This is a genomic window from Flavobacteriales bacterium (assembly GCA_016713875.1).
Lineage (GTDB): Bacteria > Bacteroidota > Bacteroidia > Flavobacteriales_F > PHOS-HE28 > PHOS-HE28.
Genome location: JADJOI010000003.1, coordinates 3,491,437 through 3,508,734, shown reverse-complemented (window position 1 = coordinate 3,508,734; position 17,298 = coordinate 3,491,437). Strand labels below are relative to the sequence as shown.

Here is a 17,298-nt window from a genome sequence, read left to right as displayed (position 1 = left end):
GGTAGTTCGGCGGGGCGGGCGCACTTGCTCATGTGCGCATGTGACCATTTGCCCATGTGCACATGACCACGAGCTGTCCCGCCTTGGCGGGATGTGCCCATGCACCGAAGGCCGCACTCGGATCGAACGAGGTCGGCACTGAGGCAGTTGGGAAAGGGTGAGAGAGTGCGAGAGCCCAGGGCCGTCCCTGCCACCCTCGCACCCTTACACCCTCGCACCACCCGCCGTAAATGCCTGATCCCGTTACCGCGCCACCTTCACGGCCTTCTTCACCACGAAGCTGTCGTTGAGGAACAGCGTGCAGTGGTAGGTGCCGGGCGCCAGGTCGGTGGTGGTCCAGTCGTGGGTGTACGTGCCCACCTCCCGCACGGCCTCCTCCAGCACCTCCAGCCGCTTGCCGCTGGCATCGCTGACCTCCAGGCGCGTGCGGCCCGGCGCGGCCACCGTGTAGCGCAGCTGCGTGAGGTCCGCCACCGGGTTGGGCAGGATGAAGAGATCGGTGCGCAGGGCTTCGTTTGCACCCGCTCCTGTCCCTGCCCCTGGGCTCATGGTGCGCTGGTCAGTTCCTCCGTTGGCCGTGCAGCAGCTCGCGAGGTCCTGCTGCATCGCAGCGAGTTGTTGCTGGAGCTGAGCGACCTGGTCTTGCAGAGCGGCCATCTGTGCGCCTTGTTCGTTGCTGGCCCCGACCAGCACTGGGATCAGCCCGCCGTAGTTCACGGCCTTGAAGGTCACCGCCGGTTGAAGGACGTTCCCCAACGAGTCGACCTCCGCAGGCTGGGTCACCGTTCGGACCAGACCGGGCAGAACGGCCTGAAGATCGCCAGCCATGATGCCATCGTGGGTGCCTTCCGGTAGACCCAACTGGGGGTAGTCGGCCGTCCTGAACTGATACCGCTTCGGCTGCAACTGGGCGAGTATATCCGAGGCATCGGTCAGGTCCGTGACATTCTGCTTCAGCATCGCATCGGAGCTCTGCCACACACCGGCCGAATGAAAACCCGCGCCGACGAAATAGGCCGCCCAGCGATTGGGATAGTTCGTGTGCTGCGTGCTGCCATATACGCCGGCCAATAGGACTGCGCTGCTCGAGTCGCTCGGGGTGGTGTACACATAACCATGCACGCCGAAACCCTTGGTGGTGGGCAGCCCGCTGCTGTAGCCTTTTACACCATACGCATTGGTGGCCTGCCCGGATCCGTTCTCCGTGTCCCCGTAGACACCCATGTTGTCCGTGGTGGACTTGCCGGTGTTGAGCCAGCCCCGGCCATATACACCATAGTTCTTCACAGCCCCGTCGTAGGCCCGCGTATGCACGCCATAGTGTTCGTTGCCCGAGGTCTGGCCGCTGGCCGTCTGCACCACGCACTTCAGCCCAATGTTCTCAGTGCCGTTGTTATCACCTTTCGTGTACACCTGGATCCCAGGTCGTTGGACGAGGTCTGGTTGCGCAGCACGTCCAGTTTGGCTTCGGGCGAACTGTCACCGATCCCTACGTTCTCGGCATCGTCGGGGCATGCACCGTTGGCCGCACCCACTGCAGTGATCACATGGTTCGGGGATGTGCTGCTCATGGTCCATTCGCAGTTGTCGGGCAGGTTGGCCAGACTGCGCCAATGCAAGCGCCCATCCGCATCCGTCACCACCAGGCGGTCCAACTGGCCATCCTCATAGTCCGGCACCAGCCTGCGGATCATGATCGTGCGGTCCAGCACGTCCAGCCGCTCATCGGGCGTGGCGCTCTGGCCGAACCAATCGCCGATGCCCACGAACACCTCCGAACCGCTGTCGTGCGGATAGAGCTGCATGGCCTCCAAGCCCTCCATGGAGTTGCTACCGGTGGGGCTGGAACTGCTGTACTCCGAGGTGAAGATGAAGCGCATGCGATCGCTGAGCCAGGTGCCCGGGTTATCGCTCCACTGCACAACGGCATCGGTGTAGTCGTTCAGCTCACCGGACTCGGGCTCCTCGGGGTTGTCGTAGGTGTACTTCTGCCCGATGTACATCTGGTCGCTGTTGCCCGTAAAGGTGACGCCGTTGCGCATCCACGGCCGGTAGCCGATGCCCTGGAACCCGTTGGCACCGGGTTCTGCCAGATGCAGCCGACTGAAGGGGCCCGGCCCATTGTCCCAGAAATAGCTGCTGGGGCTGATACCCACGAAGCCCGATGTGGGGAGCAGACTGAAGCTGCCGATGTCGTAGTTGTCTTCCTGGTTCACCACCAACCGGACCTTGTCGTAGGTCCGAAGAGCAAGCCGCTCGGCATCGGTGGTGCCCAGAAAGTCAAGCGTGTAGTCTGTACCACCATTCCCGGCGAGTAGCCACGGATTCTGGGCCACGGCGGCAATGGAACCAAGTATCAACGTTCCTGCGAAAACTGTCGTTCTCATGGTCTTGGGGTTGCGCCCAAGGCCCCTTCTCACTTGATGAACCTGACGACCCTTCGTTGCCCACCCATGTACGCGATGACCGTGTACAGGCCTTGTGCCAAGCTGCTTGGAACCAGGATGCCACCCTCTCGGCTCTCGGACAAGCGCGGCTGCCAGACCACCCGGCCGGCCGCATCAATGACCGACAAGGAGCGCAAGGGCTCGCTGCTGATCCATCGGATCATCTCGGACGTCGCCGATAGCTCTGCAGACCCTGCCAGCTGCTCCTCAACCGCCTCAGCATACAGCGGTACCACGGCCACCGCATCAATGTAATAGTAGGCCTTGGGCTGTGGGAACAGGGGCGGCAGGTCGATGCCGTTCACTTGTGGGTCGTCCTGAAAGGTGCCGATCACCAGCCAGCGCTCGTTGCCTTGCGCCACAAGGGTGTCCGCCAGTTCGACCCAGTTCGTATCCAGCAGATAGGCGTTGTTCGGATCACGGAGCTGTATCTGCGGGCTGAACGGTAGCACCGTGGTGTGCGGTTCGTGAATACTATCCGGGCCGAAGTACACACCAATGTGGTCAATAGCGCGTCGGTGCCCTTTTGGTCGTGCACAATACAGGCTCACCCGATAGCTCCTACCGGCCTCGAGCCCGGCGAGCAGCTTGGCGCTCAGGTACTCTCGCGTGCTGCCAGTACTGTCCGTCCCATACCAATGAAATCCGCCGGCCAATCGGCTCCCGTCGTATGCGGTCCTGTACCCCTTTGCCTGTATTCCAGTGTCCGTGGGGTCCATGAAGGTGCCACAAGGATCCACAGTATCGCAGTCGAAGATGTCCGGTGTGGCCAGGTTGGCGCTATACCAGCCGACGGCCTCCTCGTAAGGCGGTTGATACAGGGAGCAATGGGTGGTGTCCTCGAAGCTCGGGTTGGGCACGAGGTTCTGAGCCGTCGCCATCGCGGCGAGGGCCAAGTTCATCAAGTGAAGAAGGAGTGCTCTGGGCATAGACGTTCTCCTTACTTGTTGCGGCGCTCCTGGTCGCCGGGTAGACCGCGCATCGCATGGATGCGCTGCCTTCCCGTACGGATCGGCCTTGGGCCCTCCGTTGCGACCGGCACCATTGGGGCCATGCGCCTGCTCCCCAAGGGTCTGTACCTTTGCCCTAGCTCGTGTTCATGTTCCTATGCCTTAGGGGGTGAATGTTGAGCGACCAAAGCCCTCGGTGTGTCAAGCGCCGGGGGCTTCTTTCATCGATGGTTGGTGAGGTTCCCTTGGTAGGTCCCAGGCTTGTCGGCTTCCAGCTACCAGCTTCCAGCCTCCGGCCTCCAGCAGGCCTCCGCGTGCTCCGCGTTCACTGGAGATGTGGTTCACGGCAGCCATGGCAGGTCGAAGATAGTCGACATCAAGGAAGCTGGTGCTCGCGGTTGAAAACTTCATGTGGGTTTCACCGATCAGATCGTACGACCGAGCCAGGTGCCTGGGTTATCGCTCCAGTGGATCACCATGTCCGTGCTATCGTGACCATAGTAGCGCTGGCCCACATAGCCGTGGTCGCTGTTGCCTGTGAAGGTGACGCCGTTGCGCATCCACGGCCGGTAGCTGATGCCCTGGAACCCGTTGGCACCGGGTTCCGCCAGATGCAGCCGACTGAAGGGGCCCGGCCCATTGTCCCAGAAATAGCTGCTGGGGCTGATGCCGACAAAACCCGCTGTGGGGAGCAGACTGAAGCTGCCGATGTCGTAGTTGTCCTCTTTGTTCACCACCAAACGGACCTTATCATAGGTGCGTATGGTGAACTGTACATTGTCCGTTGTCCCCGCAAAATGGGTCCCAAAGGACGTACTGCCGTTCCCAGTGATGTGCCAATCCACCACTTGCGCCGAGCTGCTGAAACCAAGCACTAAAGCTCCAACTAACCAAGTCGTTCTCATGTCGTCAGGGTTTGGCCCAACGACCTATTCCACCTTCGTCCATTTCGCCGTGGCACGACGATCAGCACCAATGATCTCAACCACATAAGTCCCCAAAGCCAGCGCGTTCACGTCCAGGGTGGCCTGCGGACCGGGAACGCGTGCAGAGGATTCCAACACCTGCCGACCGCCGAGATCCCACACCAAGATCCGATCGATCCACAAGGTGGCGGGCCAACTCACGGACAGCCATCCAGGACCGGACCACACGACCGGCGCATCACCGACTGATTGCACCTCCCCGATCTCTTCGACCACGACCGCATCGAAGTAGTAGTAAGCATGGGAGAACGCATTGCTCCCGGGTACCTGGAGGGTGTTGGTCTGTGCATTGTTCGTGAACGAGCCGATCACCATGAAGCGCTCGCCCCCAACGGCGACAATGGTGTCCTCTACATGCATCCAGTTGATCTCGTCGACGTAGTAGGACGGATCATGAAAAGTGGCCTGCGGCACAACAGGGAGTACCCCTGGATTCGGAAGTGTGGGATCAAACACACTATCCGCAGAGAAGTAGACACCCAAGGTGCTCACGGCCCGCTGCCAACAATCGGGAAGGGAGATCTCCATGGCCACACGATAGGCACGGCCAGCTACAAGACTCTCAGCTAGGGCCACTTCCATGTATTCCTTCAATTCTCCAAGTGTCTGCCAGAGATACTCCCCTGCGAACCGGTTCCCATGGTACGGTGCTTGGAAGCAGAATTGACCAATGGATTCGGTGGTATCCATGTACACCCCACACGGACTATCATCCATGTTGTAGATGTCCGGCGTGGCATAGTTGGCACTGAACCAAGGCGGGGCCACCAGGATGGGGTTATCGGCGGTGGTGCAATAGGCGGTGTCCTCGAACGACCAGTTGGGCACCAGGTTCTGGGCTTTGCCGGGGTGCGACGACAGTACAAGCGAAACGGACAGGCCCGCGCGCGCGCGAAGGTGACGACAGCGCGCAGGCAGGTGGAAGGAAGATCGTTGAGCACGTTCATGTTCTTCGCCTTCTTTTCGCCTCCGCCTCTTTGGGCACATGCAGGACGGGCCCGACACATGGTCGTGCTGCCTGCCGCGCAACACCTGGTGCTGCGGGTGCTCGCCGCCGCGGGCCGGCGTGCGGCTGTTCCGGCCCGGGTCGGTACCTTTGCGCTAGCTCGTGTTCATGTTCCTATGCCTTAGGGGGTGAATGTTGAGCGACCAAAGCCCTCGGTGTTTGCGCGCCGGGGGCTTCTTTCATTCGGGCTGGCTGTCCTGGGGCTACCTTGGTAGATCCCCGTTCGGTCGGCTTGTCGGCTTGTCGGCTTGTCGGCTTGTCGGCTTGTCGGCTTGTCGGCTTGTCGGCTTGTCGGCTTCAGGCCACCAGCCTCCAGCAAAGGCCTCCGGTACGCGACCAGGCATGCGGTGCTTCATGAACTTGGATGGAGGCACGGGACGCATGGGGCATCCAATGTAGTGCACGAACGACGCATTGGTTCCCGCTGTTGAAAAGTCACGGTTTTCAACCGGGAACGGTTCAGGTTCGGTATCTCAAGCTCAACAAAGACTCCTGGTCGCCTTTCCCTTCCCATCAACGCGTTCTGGGCTCGCTGAACTTCGGGATGCGGGGTGGGAAGGAACCAGCCCATCCAAGGGAGCCTGTCACGGCGCCCAACGCACCACCCACACACCTGTGCCTCGCAGTGACGGTGCGGAGGTGCTCTGCGCCATTCGCGGGAAACCCTGTCCACCGCTGCCGACAGGTCGCCTCCACTTTCCGTCGATGATCGCCGAGGCTTCGGCCCCGGTGGACTCAGCCGACTCCCCAGCCCCCGACCCGGTCGACTCATCGGGCTCGCGGCTCCCTTCACTCGCTTGGCCTCGCCGAAGGCCCTGTCGAAGGCGTTTTTCCTGGCTCTTGGCGCTTCCTCCTTGTTCCTTCCGCCCTCGCCAGCCTCCCTCACTTCCGCAGGTCCTCCACCACCTCGCGCGTGAACAGCCGCAGGCCCAGCTGATAGATCGGCGCGGTGAGTTGCTCGTCGAGGCCCTTGCTGCGCGCCACCAGGCGGTAGCCCCAGCCGAACTGGAAGGCCGCGTAGCGCCAGAAGCGGTACTGCACGTTCATCAGGGGCTCGTACACCCACAGGGTGGTGCGCTGTAGCGGGCGACGGTCACCGTCCAGGTCCTCGTACAGCAGCGATCCGCGCCCCACCCCCACCTGCACGGGGATGGCCATGGACCAGCGCCGCCGCTGCAGGAAGGTGTAGCTGATGTAGGGCGCCACATAGCCCAGCCGCAGCCGGGTGGGCACCACACGCTCGGCGCCGTCCTCCCACACCGCGCGGTCGCGCTCCACCTGCGTCAACAGGAACTGATAGCCCAGCCCGTAGCGCAGGCGGCCACCGTGCTCCAGCCCCACGCGCACCCCGGCCACGCTCACGCCCCGGTTGCTGATGAAGGATCCGCGCGTATCCACCCCCAGCGTCCAGCGCGGGCGCAGGTGCAGGAAGTGGCCCAGGCTGTCCACCAGCTGTGCTGGGGCGGACAGGGGCAGGAGCAGGGGCAGGACCAGGAGCAGGCGCAGGAGCGATAGCAGATGGTGCGATCGGTGCGTGGTCCGCGCGGGCATGGGTCAGGAAAGCGGAATGTCCGCCCATAAAGGTGCGGACATTCCCGAACGATCTCCGGAACGGATCAGCCGTGCTCCTCCTCCTCGCCGTGCTCCAGGGGCACGGTCTGCGGCACAAAATCCTCCGCCTTGCCGGGCTTGCTGTAGTCGTACGGCCAACGGTGCACCGTGGGAATGGCGCCCGGCCAGTTGCCGTGGATGTGCTCCACCGGTGTGGTCCACTCGAGCGTGGTGCCCTTCCAGGGGTTCTGCACCGCCTTGGGACCGCGGAACACGCTGTAGAAGAAGTTGAAGAGGAATAGGATCTGCGCCAGCGCACCCAGGATGGCGAAGATGGTCACCAGCACGTTGAGGTCCACCACACCGTCGAACATGGGGAACTCCGTGTAGCTATAGTAGCGGCGCGGGGCCCCGGCCAGACCGATGAAGTGCATCGGGAAGAACACGCCGAAGGCCGCCACGAAGGTGAGCCAGAAGTGCGCATAGCCCAACTTGGTGTTCATCATCTTCCCGTACATCTTCGGGAACCAGTGGTAGACGCCCGCGAACATGCCGAAGATGGCGCTCATGCCCATCACGATGTGGAAGTGGGCCACCACGAAGTAGGTGTCGTGCACGTTGATGTCCAGCGCGCTGTCCGCCAGGATGATGCCCGTGAGGCCGCCGGCGATGAAAGTGGCCACCAGGCCGATGCTGAACAGCATCGCCGGGCTCATCACCAGGTTGCCGCGCCACAGGGTGGTGAGGTAGTTGAACACCTTCACCGCGCTGGGGATGGCGATCAGCAGGGTGGTGAACACGAACACCGAGCCCAGGAAGGGGTTCATGCCCGTGAGGAACATGTGGTGGCCCCACACGATGAAGCTCAGGAAGCCGATCGCGAGGATCGAGCCGATCATGGCCCTGTAACCGAAGATGGGCTTGCGCGCATTGGTGGCGATCACCTCGGAGGTGATGCCCAGCGCCGGCAGCAGCACGATGTACACCTCGGGGTGGCCGAGGAACCAGAACAGGTGCTGGAAGAGGATCGGGCTGCCCCCGACATGGTCCAGCGCCTCGCCGGCCACGTGGATCTCGCTCAGGTAGAAGCTGGTGCCCAGGCTGCGGTCCATCAGCAGCAGCAGCGCGCAGCTCAGCAGTACCGGGAAGCTCAGGATGCCCAGCACGGCCGTCACGAAGAACGCCCAGATGGTCAGCGGCATGCGCGTCATCTTCATGCCCTTGGTGCGCAGGTTCAGCACCGTCACCACATAGTTCAGGCCGCCCAACAGGGCGCTGGCGATGAAAATGGCCATGCTCACCAGCCACAGGGTCATGCCCGCGCCCGAACCCGGGATCGACTGGGGCAGCGCGCTCAGCGGCGGATACACCGTCCAGCCCGCGCTCGCAGGGCCGCCCTCCACGTAGAGGGAGGCCAGCATCAGTACACTGCTGAGGAAAAAGAACCAGTAGCTCAACATGTTCAGGAAGCCGCTCGCCATGTCGCGCGCACCCACCTGCAGAGGGATCAACAGGTTGCTGAAGGTGCCGCTGAGGCCAGCGGTCAGCACGAAGAACACCATGATGGTGCCGTGAATGGTGACCAGGCCTAGGTACATGTTGGGGTCGAGCACACCGTTCGGCGCCCACTTCTCTCCCAGGAAGAAGCTGCTGAAGGCAAAGCTCTCGCCCGGCCAGGCCAACTGCAGGCGGAAGATCACGCTCATGATCACCGCGACCACCGCCATGATGATCGCTGTGATCAGGAACTGCTTGCTGATCATCTTGTGGTCCTGCGAGAAGACGTACTTCGACACGAAGCTCTCCTCGTGATGATGGTGCGCATCGTGCGCGTGCCCGGCGTGGGCGTGGGGGGCGGTGGCTACGGATCCCATGGTTCGGCGGCTCGTCGGTTCAGGGCTTCAGGGCGGCGGTGGCGGTGGCCGGGACGGCGATGCTGTCCGCAGGGGCGGCCGTGCTGTCCGCGGGCGCGGCAGCGGCGGGCGGTGCAGGAGCGGCGGCCATCGGCGGGGCCTGGAAGGGCTTCTTGCGCGCCTCGGCGTACCAGGCGTCATAGGTGCCCTGCTCCTCCACCACCAGCGGCATCTGCATGTTGTAATGGCTGGCGCCGCAGATCTTGTTGCACAACAGGATGAAGTCGAAGGCCTCGTCCTTCATTACCAGACGCATGCTGTCGGTGCTGATCGTGGGCACCATCTTGAAGGTCGTCGTCATGCCCGGCACGGCGTTCATCTGGGTGCGCATGTGCGGGATGTAGGCGCTGTGGATGACGTCGCGGCTGCGGATGAGCAGGTTCACCTCCTTGCGCAGCGGCAGGTGGAACTCCTTGATCACCACGTCATCGGCGCCGTGCACGTAAGCGCTCGCATCGCCCTTCTCGGCGATGTCCTGCTCCATCATGGTGCGCAGGTTCACGATGCGGCCCGCCTGGCGGTCGATCTTGGCCATCTGCGCGTGCAGCTCGTCCACCTTGCCGTCCGGCAGGATCGAATGATGCAGCGTGGAACCGATCTCCGCCTTGTCCGCGGCCAGTTCGGCCAATCGCCTGGCGATGCTCTCCTTGGTGACGATGCCCAGCGGGTTGTCCCCGTTGATCAGGCGGAAGTCCGTGGCCCCCAGGATGCCGTCCTCACCGGGGTAGCGGGCCGTCCAATCGAACTGCTTGGCGTAAAGCTCCACCTGCAGCGCGTCGGGCGAGGCCGGGCCGGTGATGTCCTGCCAGGTGCGCAGCCCGAAGATGATGATCACCGCCAGGAAGGCCGCCGGCACCACCGTCCACACCAGCTCCAACTTGTTGTTGTGGGCGTAGAAGTAGGCCTTCCGGTCCGCCCGGTAGGCGTACTTGCCGGCGAACCAGAACAGCAGCGTGTTGGTGATGAAGAAAACGATGAAGAGGATCACCCAGTTGAAGTTCAGCAGGGCGTCCAGGGCCACGCCATGCTCGCTCGCGGACACCGGCAGCATCTTATCACCGTAGGCCCACATCAACCAGAACAAGAAGGCGTAGTACACCACCATGAACACATACCACAGGGTGGCGTTCATGCGGTTGTCGGCCGGGGAGATGTCCTCCTCGCGCTTGCCGCGCAGCTTCGAGGTCAGTTCATAGACCCGCGCCAGCTGGGCCACCGCCAGGATGGCCAGGACCAGGACCAGGAGGATCAGCAGCTTCGTCATCGTTCGCCTATTGGAATACCCTCGAAAGCGGGTGTTTGTTCGTCAGATGGAATGATGCACGGCCTCCTCCAGGAAGGGGTGCTGCACGGGGGTCAGGGGAGCCTTGGTGAGGGTGGTGAGCACCGTGTGGATCAGCAGGCCCAGGAAGGCCAGGAACATGCCCACCTCCAGCAGGCCCACCCCATGGAAATGATGGCCCAACGCACCGGGCATCACGATCTGGATCACATCCAGCCAGTGGCCGATGAAGATGACGGCGCCCACCCCGATCAGGAAGCGCGGGCTGCGCTTGGCATCGCGGCTCATGAGCAGCACCATGGGCACGGCGAAGTTGATGAAGAACATGGTCCACAGCAGCCCGGGGTGATGGTCGATCCGCGTCTGGAACCAGGTGACCTCCTCGGGGATGTTGGCGTACCAGATCAGCATGAATTGGCTGAACCAGAGGTAGCTCCAAAGGAAGCTGATCGCGAAGACCCACTTGCCCATGTCGTGGATGTGGCTGTTGTTCACCTGGGGCAGATAGCCCTTGCGGCGCAGGTACAGCACCAGCACCACCGCGGTGATCATGGCGCTCACCCACATGCCGCTGAACACATACCAGCCGAACAGGGTGCTGAACCAGTGCGCATCGATGCTCATCAGCCAGTCCCAGGACAGGATGCTGCTGAACACCGCGAACAGCACGAGGAAGAGGGCGCCCCGACGGTACATCAGCAGGTGGCGCTTCACCAGGGCCTCGCCGCTCAGCTCGTCCAGCGCCTGGCTCTGCTTGCGGAACCAGCGGGCGAACAGGATGAAGGTGGCCATGTAGGCGATGGCACGCACCCAGAAGAAAGGCAGGTTGAGGAAGGAGCTCTTGCCGGCGATGAGCGCGTCGTAGTGCTCGGCGTTGGTGGGGTCGGTCACGCGCGGGTCCATCCAGTGCCAGATGTGGTGCAGGCCCAGGCTTCCTGCGGCCAGGCACAGCAGCACCACGCCGGCGCCGATGGGCAGGAAGCCCAGGATGCCTTCATACACCCGCTTCACCATCACGCTCCAGGCGGTCTCGGTGGCGTTCTGCAGCGCATAGAAGAACAGGGTGCCCAAGGCGATGCCGAAGAAGAAGAAGCCGTTCACGAAGAGGCTCGCCCAGGTGCGCTGGTGGTGGTCGGTGTGGTCGCCGAGGATGCCGATGACGGCGGCCACGGCGCCGATGACCATCAACGACATGCTGATGGTGCGGGCCCGTTTGCTGAAGGTGAAGTTCATCGCTGATCCGTGTTCGTCCGGGTTCACTTGGCGGCGGTGGCGGTGCTATCTGCGGCGGGTGGCGGCGTATCCCGCGTGAGCTTGCCGCCGTTCTGCAGGAACTGCACATAGCGCGTCACCTGCCAGCGCTCCTCCTTGTTCAGCTGGCCGGCATGGCTGCCCATGGCCACGTTCTTGCCGTACACCAGGCTGTGGAAGATCTTGCCCTCGGGCAGGTCCTTCAGCGCAGCGGTGTAGCTGGGCGGCTGCGGATAGTCGCCGTTCTTCACCACACTGCCATCGCCCTCTCCCTTGGCGCCATGGCATTGCTGGCAGAACTTATCGTACACCACCTTGCCCTGGTCCACCACGGCCTGCGTCATGGGCAGGGGGCACTTCAACTCCAGGCCGGCCTGCTCATAGCCGTCGGGCGTTCCAGGGTACAGGTAAGGGAAGTTGAACGCCGCCTTGGACGGATCCATGCTGAAGGGCACCGTGCCGGCCACCGGCAAGCGGGCGCTCTGGGTGGCGCGCTGGGCTTGGGCCTTGTCCTCACCCACGTAGAAGGGATCCTGACCGGGGTCCACATAGGCCTCCAACGATGGGCTTCGGTACATGTCGGGCATGTACTCGATGCCCGGGCTGTTGGGGTCGCCTCCACAGGACGGCAGCAGGGACGCGGCGAGCAGGGCGGGGATGGCGGTGATCGGGTGCGGCTTGCGCATGGCTCAGCGTTCGCGTTCGTTGATCTCCAGGGCCGACGTGCCGCGCAACAGGTCCACGATGGCCTCGGCGCCCAGATGGTTCTCCTCGGTGCGCACCTCCATGATGAACTTGTCATCGGTGCTCCGCGGGTCGGGGTTGCGCGCCGGCATGCCCGGCAGCGTCTTGTTGCGGATCAGGTAGGTGATGGCCATGCCGTGCGCGGCGCAGAACACGGCGAACTCGAAGGCCACCGGGATGAAGGCCGGCAGGTTCTGGTACAGCGTGAAGCTCGGCTTACCCCCGATGTTCATGGGCCAGTCGTGGATCATGAAGTACCAGAAGCTCAGCATCGCGAGGCTCGTGCCGGTGATGCCGTACATGAAGGCGGCGATGCCCAGGCGTGTGCGCTTCACACCGATGATCGGATCGAGTCCGTGCACGGGGAAAGGGCTGAACACGTCGCGCACCTTGACGCCAGCGCTCACCAGCGTGCGCGCGGCGCCTTTAAGCACCTCGGGGTCATCGTAGACCGCGTAAACGAGCTTGTTGGCCATGGGCTCAGTGATGGTGATGTTGGGCCTGCTGCTTGTAGCTCTCGCCGCTCAGCTTGAGGATGCTCTTCAGCTCGTTGAGGGCCAGCACCGGGAAGAAGCGCGCGAACAGCAGGTACAGGGTGAAGAAGATGCCCAGCGTGCCCACGAAGATGCCCACGTCCACCCAGGTGGGGTGGAACAGGGTCCAGGCGCTGGGCAGGTAGTCACGGTGAAGACTGGTGACAATGATGACGAAGCGCTCGAACCACATGCCGATGTTCACCACGATGCTCATGAAGAAGGTGAACATGAGGTTCGTGCGGAGCTTCTTGAACCAGAACACCTGCGGGCTCACCACGTTGCAGGTCATCATGGCCCAGTAGCTCCACCAGTAGGGGCCCGTAGCGCGGTTGATGAAGGCGTAGCTCTCGTACTCCACACCGCTGTACCAGCTGATGAACAGCTCAGTGATGTACGCCACCCCCACGATGGAGCCCGTGACGATGATCACGATGTTCATGTACTCGATGTGCTTGATGGTGATGTAGCTCTCGAGCTTCATCACCTTGCGCATCACCAGCAGCAGGGTCTGCACCATGGCGAAGCCGCTGAACACGGCGCCGCTCACGAAGTAGGGCGGGAAGATGGTGGTGTGCCAGCCGGGGATCACCGAGGTGGCGAAGTCGAAGCTCACCACCGAGTGCACCGAGAACACCAACGGGGTGGCGATGCCGGCCAGCACCAGGCTCACCTCCTCGAACCGTGTCCATGCCTTGGCGTTGCCCGTCCATCCGAAGCTCAGGAGGCCATAGGCCCTCTTCATCCCCGGGCTCTTCACCTTGTCGCGGATGGTGGCGAAGTCGGGGATCAGGCCGATGTACCAGAACACCAGCGACACCGTGAAGTAGGTGGTGATCGCGAACACGTCCCAGAGCAGCGGACTGTTGAAGTTCACCCACAGCGATCCGAAGGTATTGGGCAACGGCAGCACCCAATAGGCCATCCACACCCGGCCCATGTGGATCACCGGGAAGGTGGCCGCCATGATCACCGCGAAGATGGTCATGGCCTCCGCCGAGCGGTTCACCGCCATGCGCCAGCGCTGCCGGAACAGCAGCAGCACCGCGCTGATGAGGGTACCAGCGTGGCCGATGCCCACCCACCACACGAAGTTGGTGATGTCCCAGGCCCAGTCCACCGTCTTGTTCAGGCCCCACACCCCGATGCCCGTGCCGATGAGGTACAGGATGCAGCCGATGCCGTACAGGGCGATCAGGCTGCTGATGGTGATGAGGACGTACCAGGCGCGCGGGGCCTTGTTCTCGATGGGCGCCACGATATCGTTGGTGATATCGTGGTAGGTCTTGTGGCCCAGGATGAGCGGCTTGCGGATCGCGGATTCGGAATGCATGGGGTCCGGTCTGTTTTCCTTACGCGTGATGGGCTTCGGCGGTCTCCTCGGTGTTGCGCACCTTGGCCAGGTAGCTTACGTTCGGCTTCACGCCGATCTCCTCCAGGGCCATGTATGCGCGCTCCTCGCCATGCAGCCTGGCCACGCGGCTCTTGTTGTCATTGAGGTCACCGAACACGATGGCGCCCATGCCGCACGCGGCGCTGCAGGCGGTCTCCACCGCACCGTCGGCCACCGGCACTCCGGCCTTCTTCGCCTCCAGCTTGCCGGCCTGGATGCGCTGCACGCACAGGCTGCATTTCTCGATGACACCGCGGCTGCGGACCACCACGTCCGGGTTCAGCACCATACGGCCCAGTTCGCCCCATGCGGGGTTCACGTCGGCGAACTTGTCGGTGAGGTAGTTGAACCAGTTGAAGCGGCGCACCTTGTAGGGGCAGTTGTTGGCGCAGTAACGCGTGCCGATGCAGCGGTTGTAGGCCATCTGGTTGAGGCCCTCGTTGCTGTGCGTGGTCGCCGCCACCGGGCACACCGTCTCGCAAGGCGCGTGGTTGCAGTGCTGGCACATCATCGGCATGAACACCACGCGGGGGTTCTCGCCAGGCACCTCCATGTCCAGGTACATGTCGATCTTGCCCAGTTCTTCCTCCTTCGCGCGCTCCTTGGTCATGTCGGAGCTGAAGTAGCGGTCGATGCGCAACCAGTGCATCTCGCGGCTCCGACGTACCTCGTCCTTGCCCACCACAGACACGTTGTTCTCGCTGGTGCAGGCCGTCACACAGGCCCCGCAGCCCGTGCAGGTGTTCAGGTCGATGCTCAGGCCCCAGCGATGGCCCACGCCCTCCACGGGGTGCTCCTCCCATAGGTCGAACTCCTTCACCGGCAGGCGGTCGCGCGCATCGATCGCACCATCCTCGTTCACATCCTCATGCACCGCCAGTTCATGCTGATGGTTGTAGGTGCCCTTGGGGTCGTGCTTGCTCCAGGTGGAGAAGGTGGTCTCCTTCACCACACTGTGGCGGTCCATGTGGGTGAGGTGCGTCTGCGTGATGGCGATGGGGTACGTGGTGCCGGTCGGGGTCACCGTCACGTTACCCACGGCCATGCTCGCGCTGCCGCCGACCATGGTCACGAACGGCCAGGCGTTCCGGCCCACCGGGGTTGCGCCACCGTCATCGTTCGGTAGGCAGGCCGCCCTACCGACCTTCTCGCCGTTGGCGCCGCGGCCATAGCCCAAGGCGATGGCGATGGTGCCGGCCTTCTGACCCGGGGCAGGCACCACGGGAAGCTGCAGCTCCACGCCGTTGGCCGCCACCGTCACCACGCTCGCCGGGCTTTCCTGGCCCAGGTAGGTCTGCAGGCCCAGACGCTTCATGTCGCTCGGGGCCATCAGCACATAGTTGTCCCAGGTCACCTTGGTGAGCGGGTCGGGCAACTCCTGCAACCACGGGTTGTTCGCATGGCGGCCGTCACCGATGCCCTCCTTGGTGTACAGCATCAATTCCCATTCGCCACCAGCGCCCGCGTTCTTCCTGGCCATGGTGGCGGCAGCGGCGGCATCGGCCGCGAACGGCACCGCGGTGTTCGGGTTGGTGTACGCCTCATACACACCGTTGTGCAGGCTCGTCTGCCACACCGTGACAAAGGGCGGCAGGGTGGCGGCATCGGCACGGGCGGCCAAGGCCCCCTGCCAGGTCGACTTGATCAGGTCATGATAATTGCCCGTGCCGCCGGACCAGCGCACGAGGCTCTCCTGCCACTGGCGCGTATCGAACAGCGGGCTGATCACAGGTTGGCTGAGCGCATACCGGCCCACCTTGGGCATGTGGTCGTCCCAGGCCTCCAGGTAGTGGTGGTCCGGGCACACCCACTGGCACAGGCTGGCGGTCTCGTCCGCATGGGTGCTCATGCACACGGTCAGCGCGACCTTCTCCAGGCCGGCCTTGAACTCGGCGGCGTTGGGCAGGCTGTAGGCCGGGTTGGTCCCGGCGATCAGCAGGGCGCCCACCTGGCCGGCGTTCATGTCCTTCACCAGCTGGGCCATCGCTGCGTCATCGCCTTGGAAGAACCAGGTGTGGTTGTTCAGGTCGATGGTGCTGCCATAGGCGCCGAGCAGGTCGTTGATGCGGTTCACCACCACCTGCACGGCCTCGTCGTTGCTGCCGCAGAGCACCAGGGCCTTGCCCTTGGCCGCCCATAGGGCATCGGCGGCGGCGGCGAGCTGCGGATGGTCCAAACCGCCACCGGCAGCGCCGGCACCGGCCTTGCGGGCCACCGCATCGTGCAGGGCGATCACCGCACCGGCCACCTCGCTCGGCTTGATGGCCACACGCTCGTCCGCGTTGGCCCCCGTGATGCTCATGCGCGTCTCGAACTGCCAGTGCTTGTTCATGGCCCCGTCCTCAGGACGGCGCCGGCTGGTGTACTGCCAGGCATGCTCGGTGGTGCTGCCCCAGCTGCTCAGGAAGTCGCAGTCCACGGAGACCAGCACGTCGGCCTTGGTGAGGTCGTAGGAGGGCATCACCCGCAGGCCGAAGCTCTTGAGGTTGGCGCCCGTGACGCCGGCATAGCTGATGCTGTCCACCTGCACATGGTCCACCTGGGCACCACCGGTGGCGGGCTGACCCTCGACGGCGGGCTTGGCGCCATAGCGGGCGTGCAGTTGGGCGATCGCGGCCTTGGCGCTGGGGCTGATCACCGTGGGCGTCAGCACCACGATGCGCTTGCCTCCGGCGCTCAGTTCGACCAGCTTGCCGCTGATGGCCTTGTCGGCATCGGCCCATGTGGTGGCCGTCAGACCCTCGGCACCCTTCATCATCGGGCCCCGAAGGCGCTCGCCGTCGTACAGCGACAACAGCGAGCTGTTGATCCGGGCGTTGATCGCGCCCTTGTCCAGCCTGGGGTTCCGGTTGATGCCGTGGCGAGGGTTGCCCATGATGTGGATGGGGCGGCCTTCGCGCGTCTTCACCAGGATGCTGGCGTAGTCCTGACCGTCGTAGTAGGTGCTGGCGTACCAGGTGGGCACGCCGGGCACGATCTCCTCGGGCTTGTTGACGTAGGGGATGCTCTTGATCACCGGCGTCTCGCAGGCCGCGAGGCTGGCGGCGCCCAGGCCGAAGCCCAGGAACTTGAGGAAATCGCGGCGGCCCGTGGTGGCTCCCGTCAGGCCCTTGTCCGCCAGCATCTCATCGATGGGCAGCGGAGCCTGGAACTCGTTGTCCCGGCCTTGGATCGCTTCGCTGGCCTGGTCCAGTTGGGCCAGGTCCTGCCAGTAACGCTTGGTGCTCGACATGCGGCGCGGC

At 63.5% G+C, this 17,298-nt stretch carries 13 protein-coding genes; 1 reads left to right on the top strand and 12 read right to left on the bottom strand.

Going from position 1 to position 17,298, the window contains the following annotated elements:
* Nucleotides 1–243: 243 nt before the first annotated feature.
* A complete protein-coding gene (locus tag IPJ87_16325; protein MBK7943414.1) occupies nt 244–1,362 on the bottom strand; it encodes a tail fiber domain-containing protein in 1,119 nt (372 codons plus the stop codon).
* 13 nt (nt 1,363–1,375) lie between these two features.
* Between IPJ87_16325 and IPJ87_16320 the strand changes: the two genes are divergently transcribed.
* A complete protein-coding gene (locus IPJ87_16320; protein ID MBK7943413.1) occupies nt 1,376–1,543 on the top strand; it encodes a YXWGXW repeat-containing protein in 168 nt (55 codons plus the stop codon).
* Between the two features lie 873 nt (nt 1,544–2,416).
* On the opposite strand, the gene IPJ87_16315 is transcribed toward IPJ87_16320, so the two are convergent.
* The 11 genes from IPJ87_16315 to IPJ87_16265 form a co-directional block, all read right to left on the bottom strand.
* Nucleotides 2,417–3,349 carry a T9SS type A sorting domain-containing protein gene (locus IPJ87_16315; protein MBK7943412.1) on the bottom strand — a complete coding sequence of 311 codons (933 nt, stop codon included), beginning with the start codon at nt 3,347–3,349 and terminating at the stop codon, nt 2,417–2,419.
* A gap of 473 nt (nt 3,350–3,822) precedes the next feature.
* Nucleotides 3,823–4,302 carry a hypothetical protein gene (locus tag IPJ87_16310; GenBank protein MBK7943411.1) on the bottom strand — a complete coding sequence of 160 codons (480 nt, stop codon included), beginning with the start codon at nt 4,300–4,302 and terminating at the stop codon, nt 3,823–3,825.
* Between the two features lie 24 nt (nt 4,303–4,326).
* Nucleotides 4,327–5,211 (bottom strand): hypothetical protein, encoded by an 885-nt coding sequence (locus tag IPJ87_16305; GenBank protein ID MBK7943410.1) that lies wholly within the window; start codon nt 5,209–5,211, stop codon nt 4,327–4,329.
* Nucleotides 5,212–6,271: 1,060 nt separating this feature from the next.
* Nucleotides 6,272–6,940 (bottom strand): hypothetical protein, encoded by a 669-nt coding sequence (locus IPJ87_16300; protein MBK7943409.1) that lies wholly within the window; start codon nt 6,938–6,940, stop codon nt 6,272–6,274.
* A 65-nt stretch (nt 6,941–7,005) separates the two neighbouring features.
* On the bottom strand, nt 7,006–8,814 hold the full coding sequence (locus IPJ87_16295) for a cbb3-type cytochrome c oxidase subunit I (protein ID MBK7943408.1): 1,809 nt from the start codon (nt 8,812–8,814) through the stop codon (nt 7,006–7,008).
* Nucleotides 8,815–8,833: 19 nt separating this feature from the next.
* Nucleotides 8,834–10,117 carry a cytochrome c oxidase subunit II gene (locus tag IPJ87_16290; GenBank protein MBK7943407.1) on the bottom strand — a complete coding sequence of 428 codons (1,284 nt, stop codon included), beginning with the start codon at nt 10,115–10,117 and terminating at the stop codon, nt 8,834–8,836.
* Nucleotides 10,118–10,159: 42 nt separating this feature from the next.
* Nucleotides 10,160–11,320 carry a quinol:cytochrome C oxidoreductase gene (locus IPJ87_16285; GenBank protein ID MBK7943406.1) on the bottom strand — a complete coding sequence of 387 codons (1,161 nt, stop codon included), beginning with the start codon at nt 11,318–11,320 and terminating at the stop codon, nt 10,160–10,162.
* 71 nt (nt 11,321–11,391) lie between these two features.
* Entirely contained in the window at nt 11,392–12,072 is a 681-nt protein-coding gene (locus IPJ87_16280; GenBank protein ID MBK7943405.1) for a cytochrome c, read from the bottom strand.
* Between the two features lie 3 nt (nt 12,073–12,075).
* Nucleotides 12,076–12,606, bottom strand: coding sequence for a DUF3341 domain-containing protein (locus IPJ87_16275; GenBank protein MBK7943404.1), 531 nt, complete (start codon nt 12,604–12,606; stop codon nt 12,076–12,078).
* A 4-nt stretch (nt 12,607–12,610) separates the two neighbouring features.
* Nucleotides 12,611–13,996 carry a polysulfide reductase NrfD gene (gene nrfD, locus IPJ87_16270; GenBank protein MBK7943403.1) on the bottom strand — a complete coding sequence of 462 codons (1,386 nt, stop codon included), beginning with the start codon at nt 13,994–13,996 and terminating at the stop codon, nt 12,611–12,613.
* Between the two features lie 19 nt (nt 13,997–14,015).
* Nucleotides 14,016–17,288 (bottom strand): TAT-variant-translocated molybdopterin oxidoreductase, encoded by a 3,273-nt coding sequence (locus IPJ87_16265; protein ID MBK7943402.1) that lies wholly within the window; start codon nt 17,286–17,288, stop codon nt 14,016–14,018.
* Between the last annotated feature and the right edge of the window lie 10 nt (nt 17,289–17,298).

Coding starts and splice junctions, on each gene's coding strand:
- IPJ87_16320 (MBK7943413.1), top strand. CDS start 1,376: ATGTTCTCAGTGCCGTTGTTATCACCTTTCGTGTACACCTGGATCCCA.
- IPJ87_16315 (MBK7943412.1), bottom strand. CDS start 3,349: ATGAACTTGGCCCTCGCCGCGATGGCGACGGCTCAGAACCTCGTGCCC.
- IPJ87_16310 (MBK7943411.1), bottom strand. CDS start 4,302: ATGAGAACGACTTGGTTAGTTGGAGCTTTAGTGCTTGGTTTCAGCAGC.
- IPJ87_16300 (MBK7943409.1), bottom strand. CDS start 6,940: ATGCCCGCGCGGACCACGCACCGATCGCACCATCTGCTATCGCTCCTG.
- IPJ87_16295 (MBK7943408.1), bottom strand. CDS start 8,814: ATGGGATCCGTAGCCACCGCCCCCCACGCCCACGCCGGGCACGCGCAC.
- IPJ87_16290 (MBK7943407.1), bottom strand. CDS start 10,117: ATGACGAAGCTGCTGATCCTCCTGGTCCTGGTCCTGGCCATCCTGGCG.
- IPJ87_16285 (MBK7943406.1), bottom strand. CDS start 11,320: ATGGTCATCGGCGCCGTGGCCGCCGTCATCGGCATCCTCGGCGACCAC.
- IPJ87_16280 (MBK7943405.1), bottom strand. CDS start 12,072: ATGCGCAAGCCGCACCCGATCACCGCCATCCCCGCCCTGCTCGCCGCG.
- IPJ87_16275 (MBK7943404.1), bottom strand. CDS start 12,606: ATGGCCAACAAGCTCGTTTACGCGGTCTACGATGACCCCGAGGTGCTT.
- nrfD (MBK7943403.1), bottom strand. CDS start 13,996: ATGCATTCCGAATCCGCGATCCGCAAGCCGCTCATCCTGGGCCACAAG.
- IPJ87_16265 (MBK7943402.1), bottom strand. CDS start 17,288: ATGTCGAGCACCAAGCGTTACTGGCAGGACCTGGCCCAACTGGACCAG.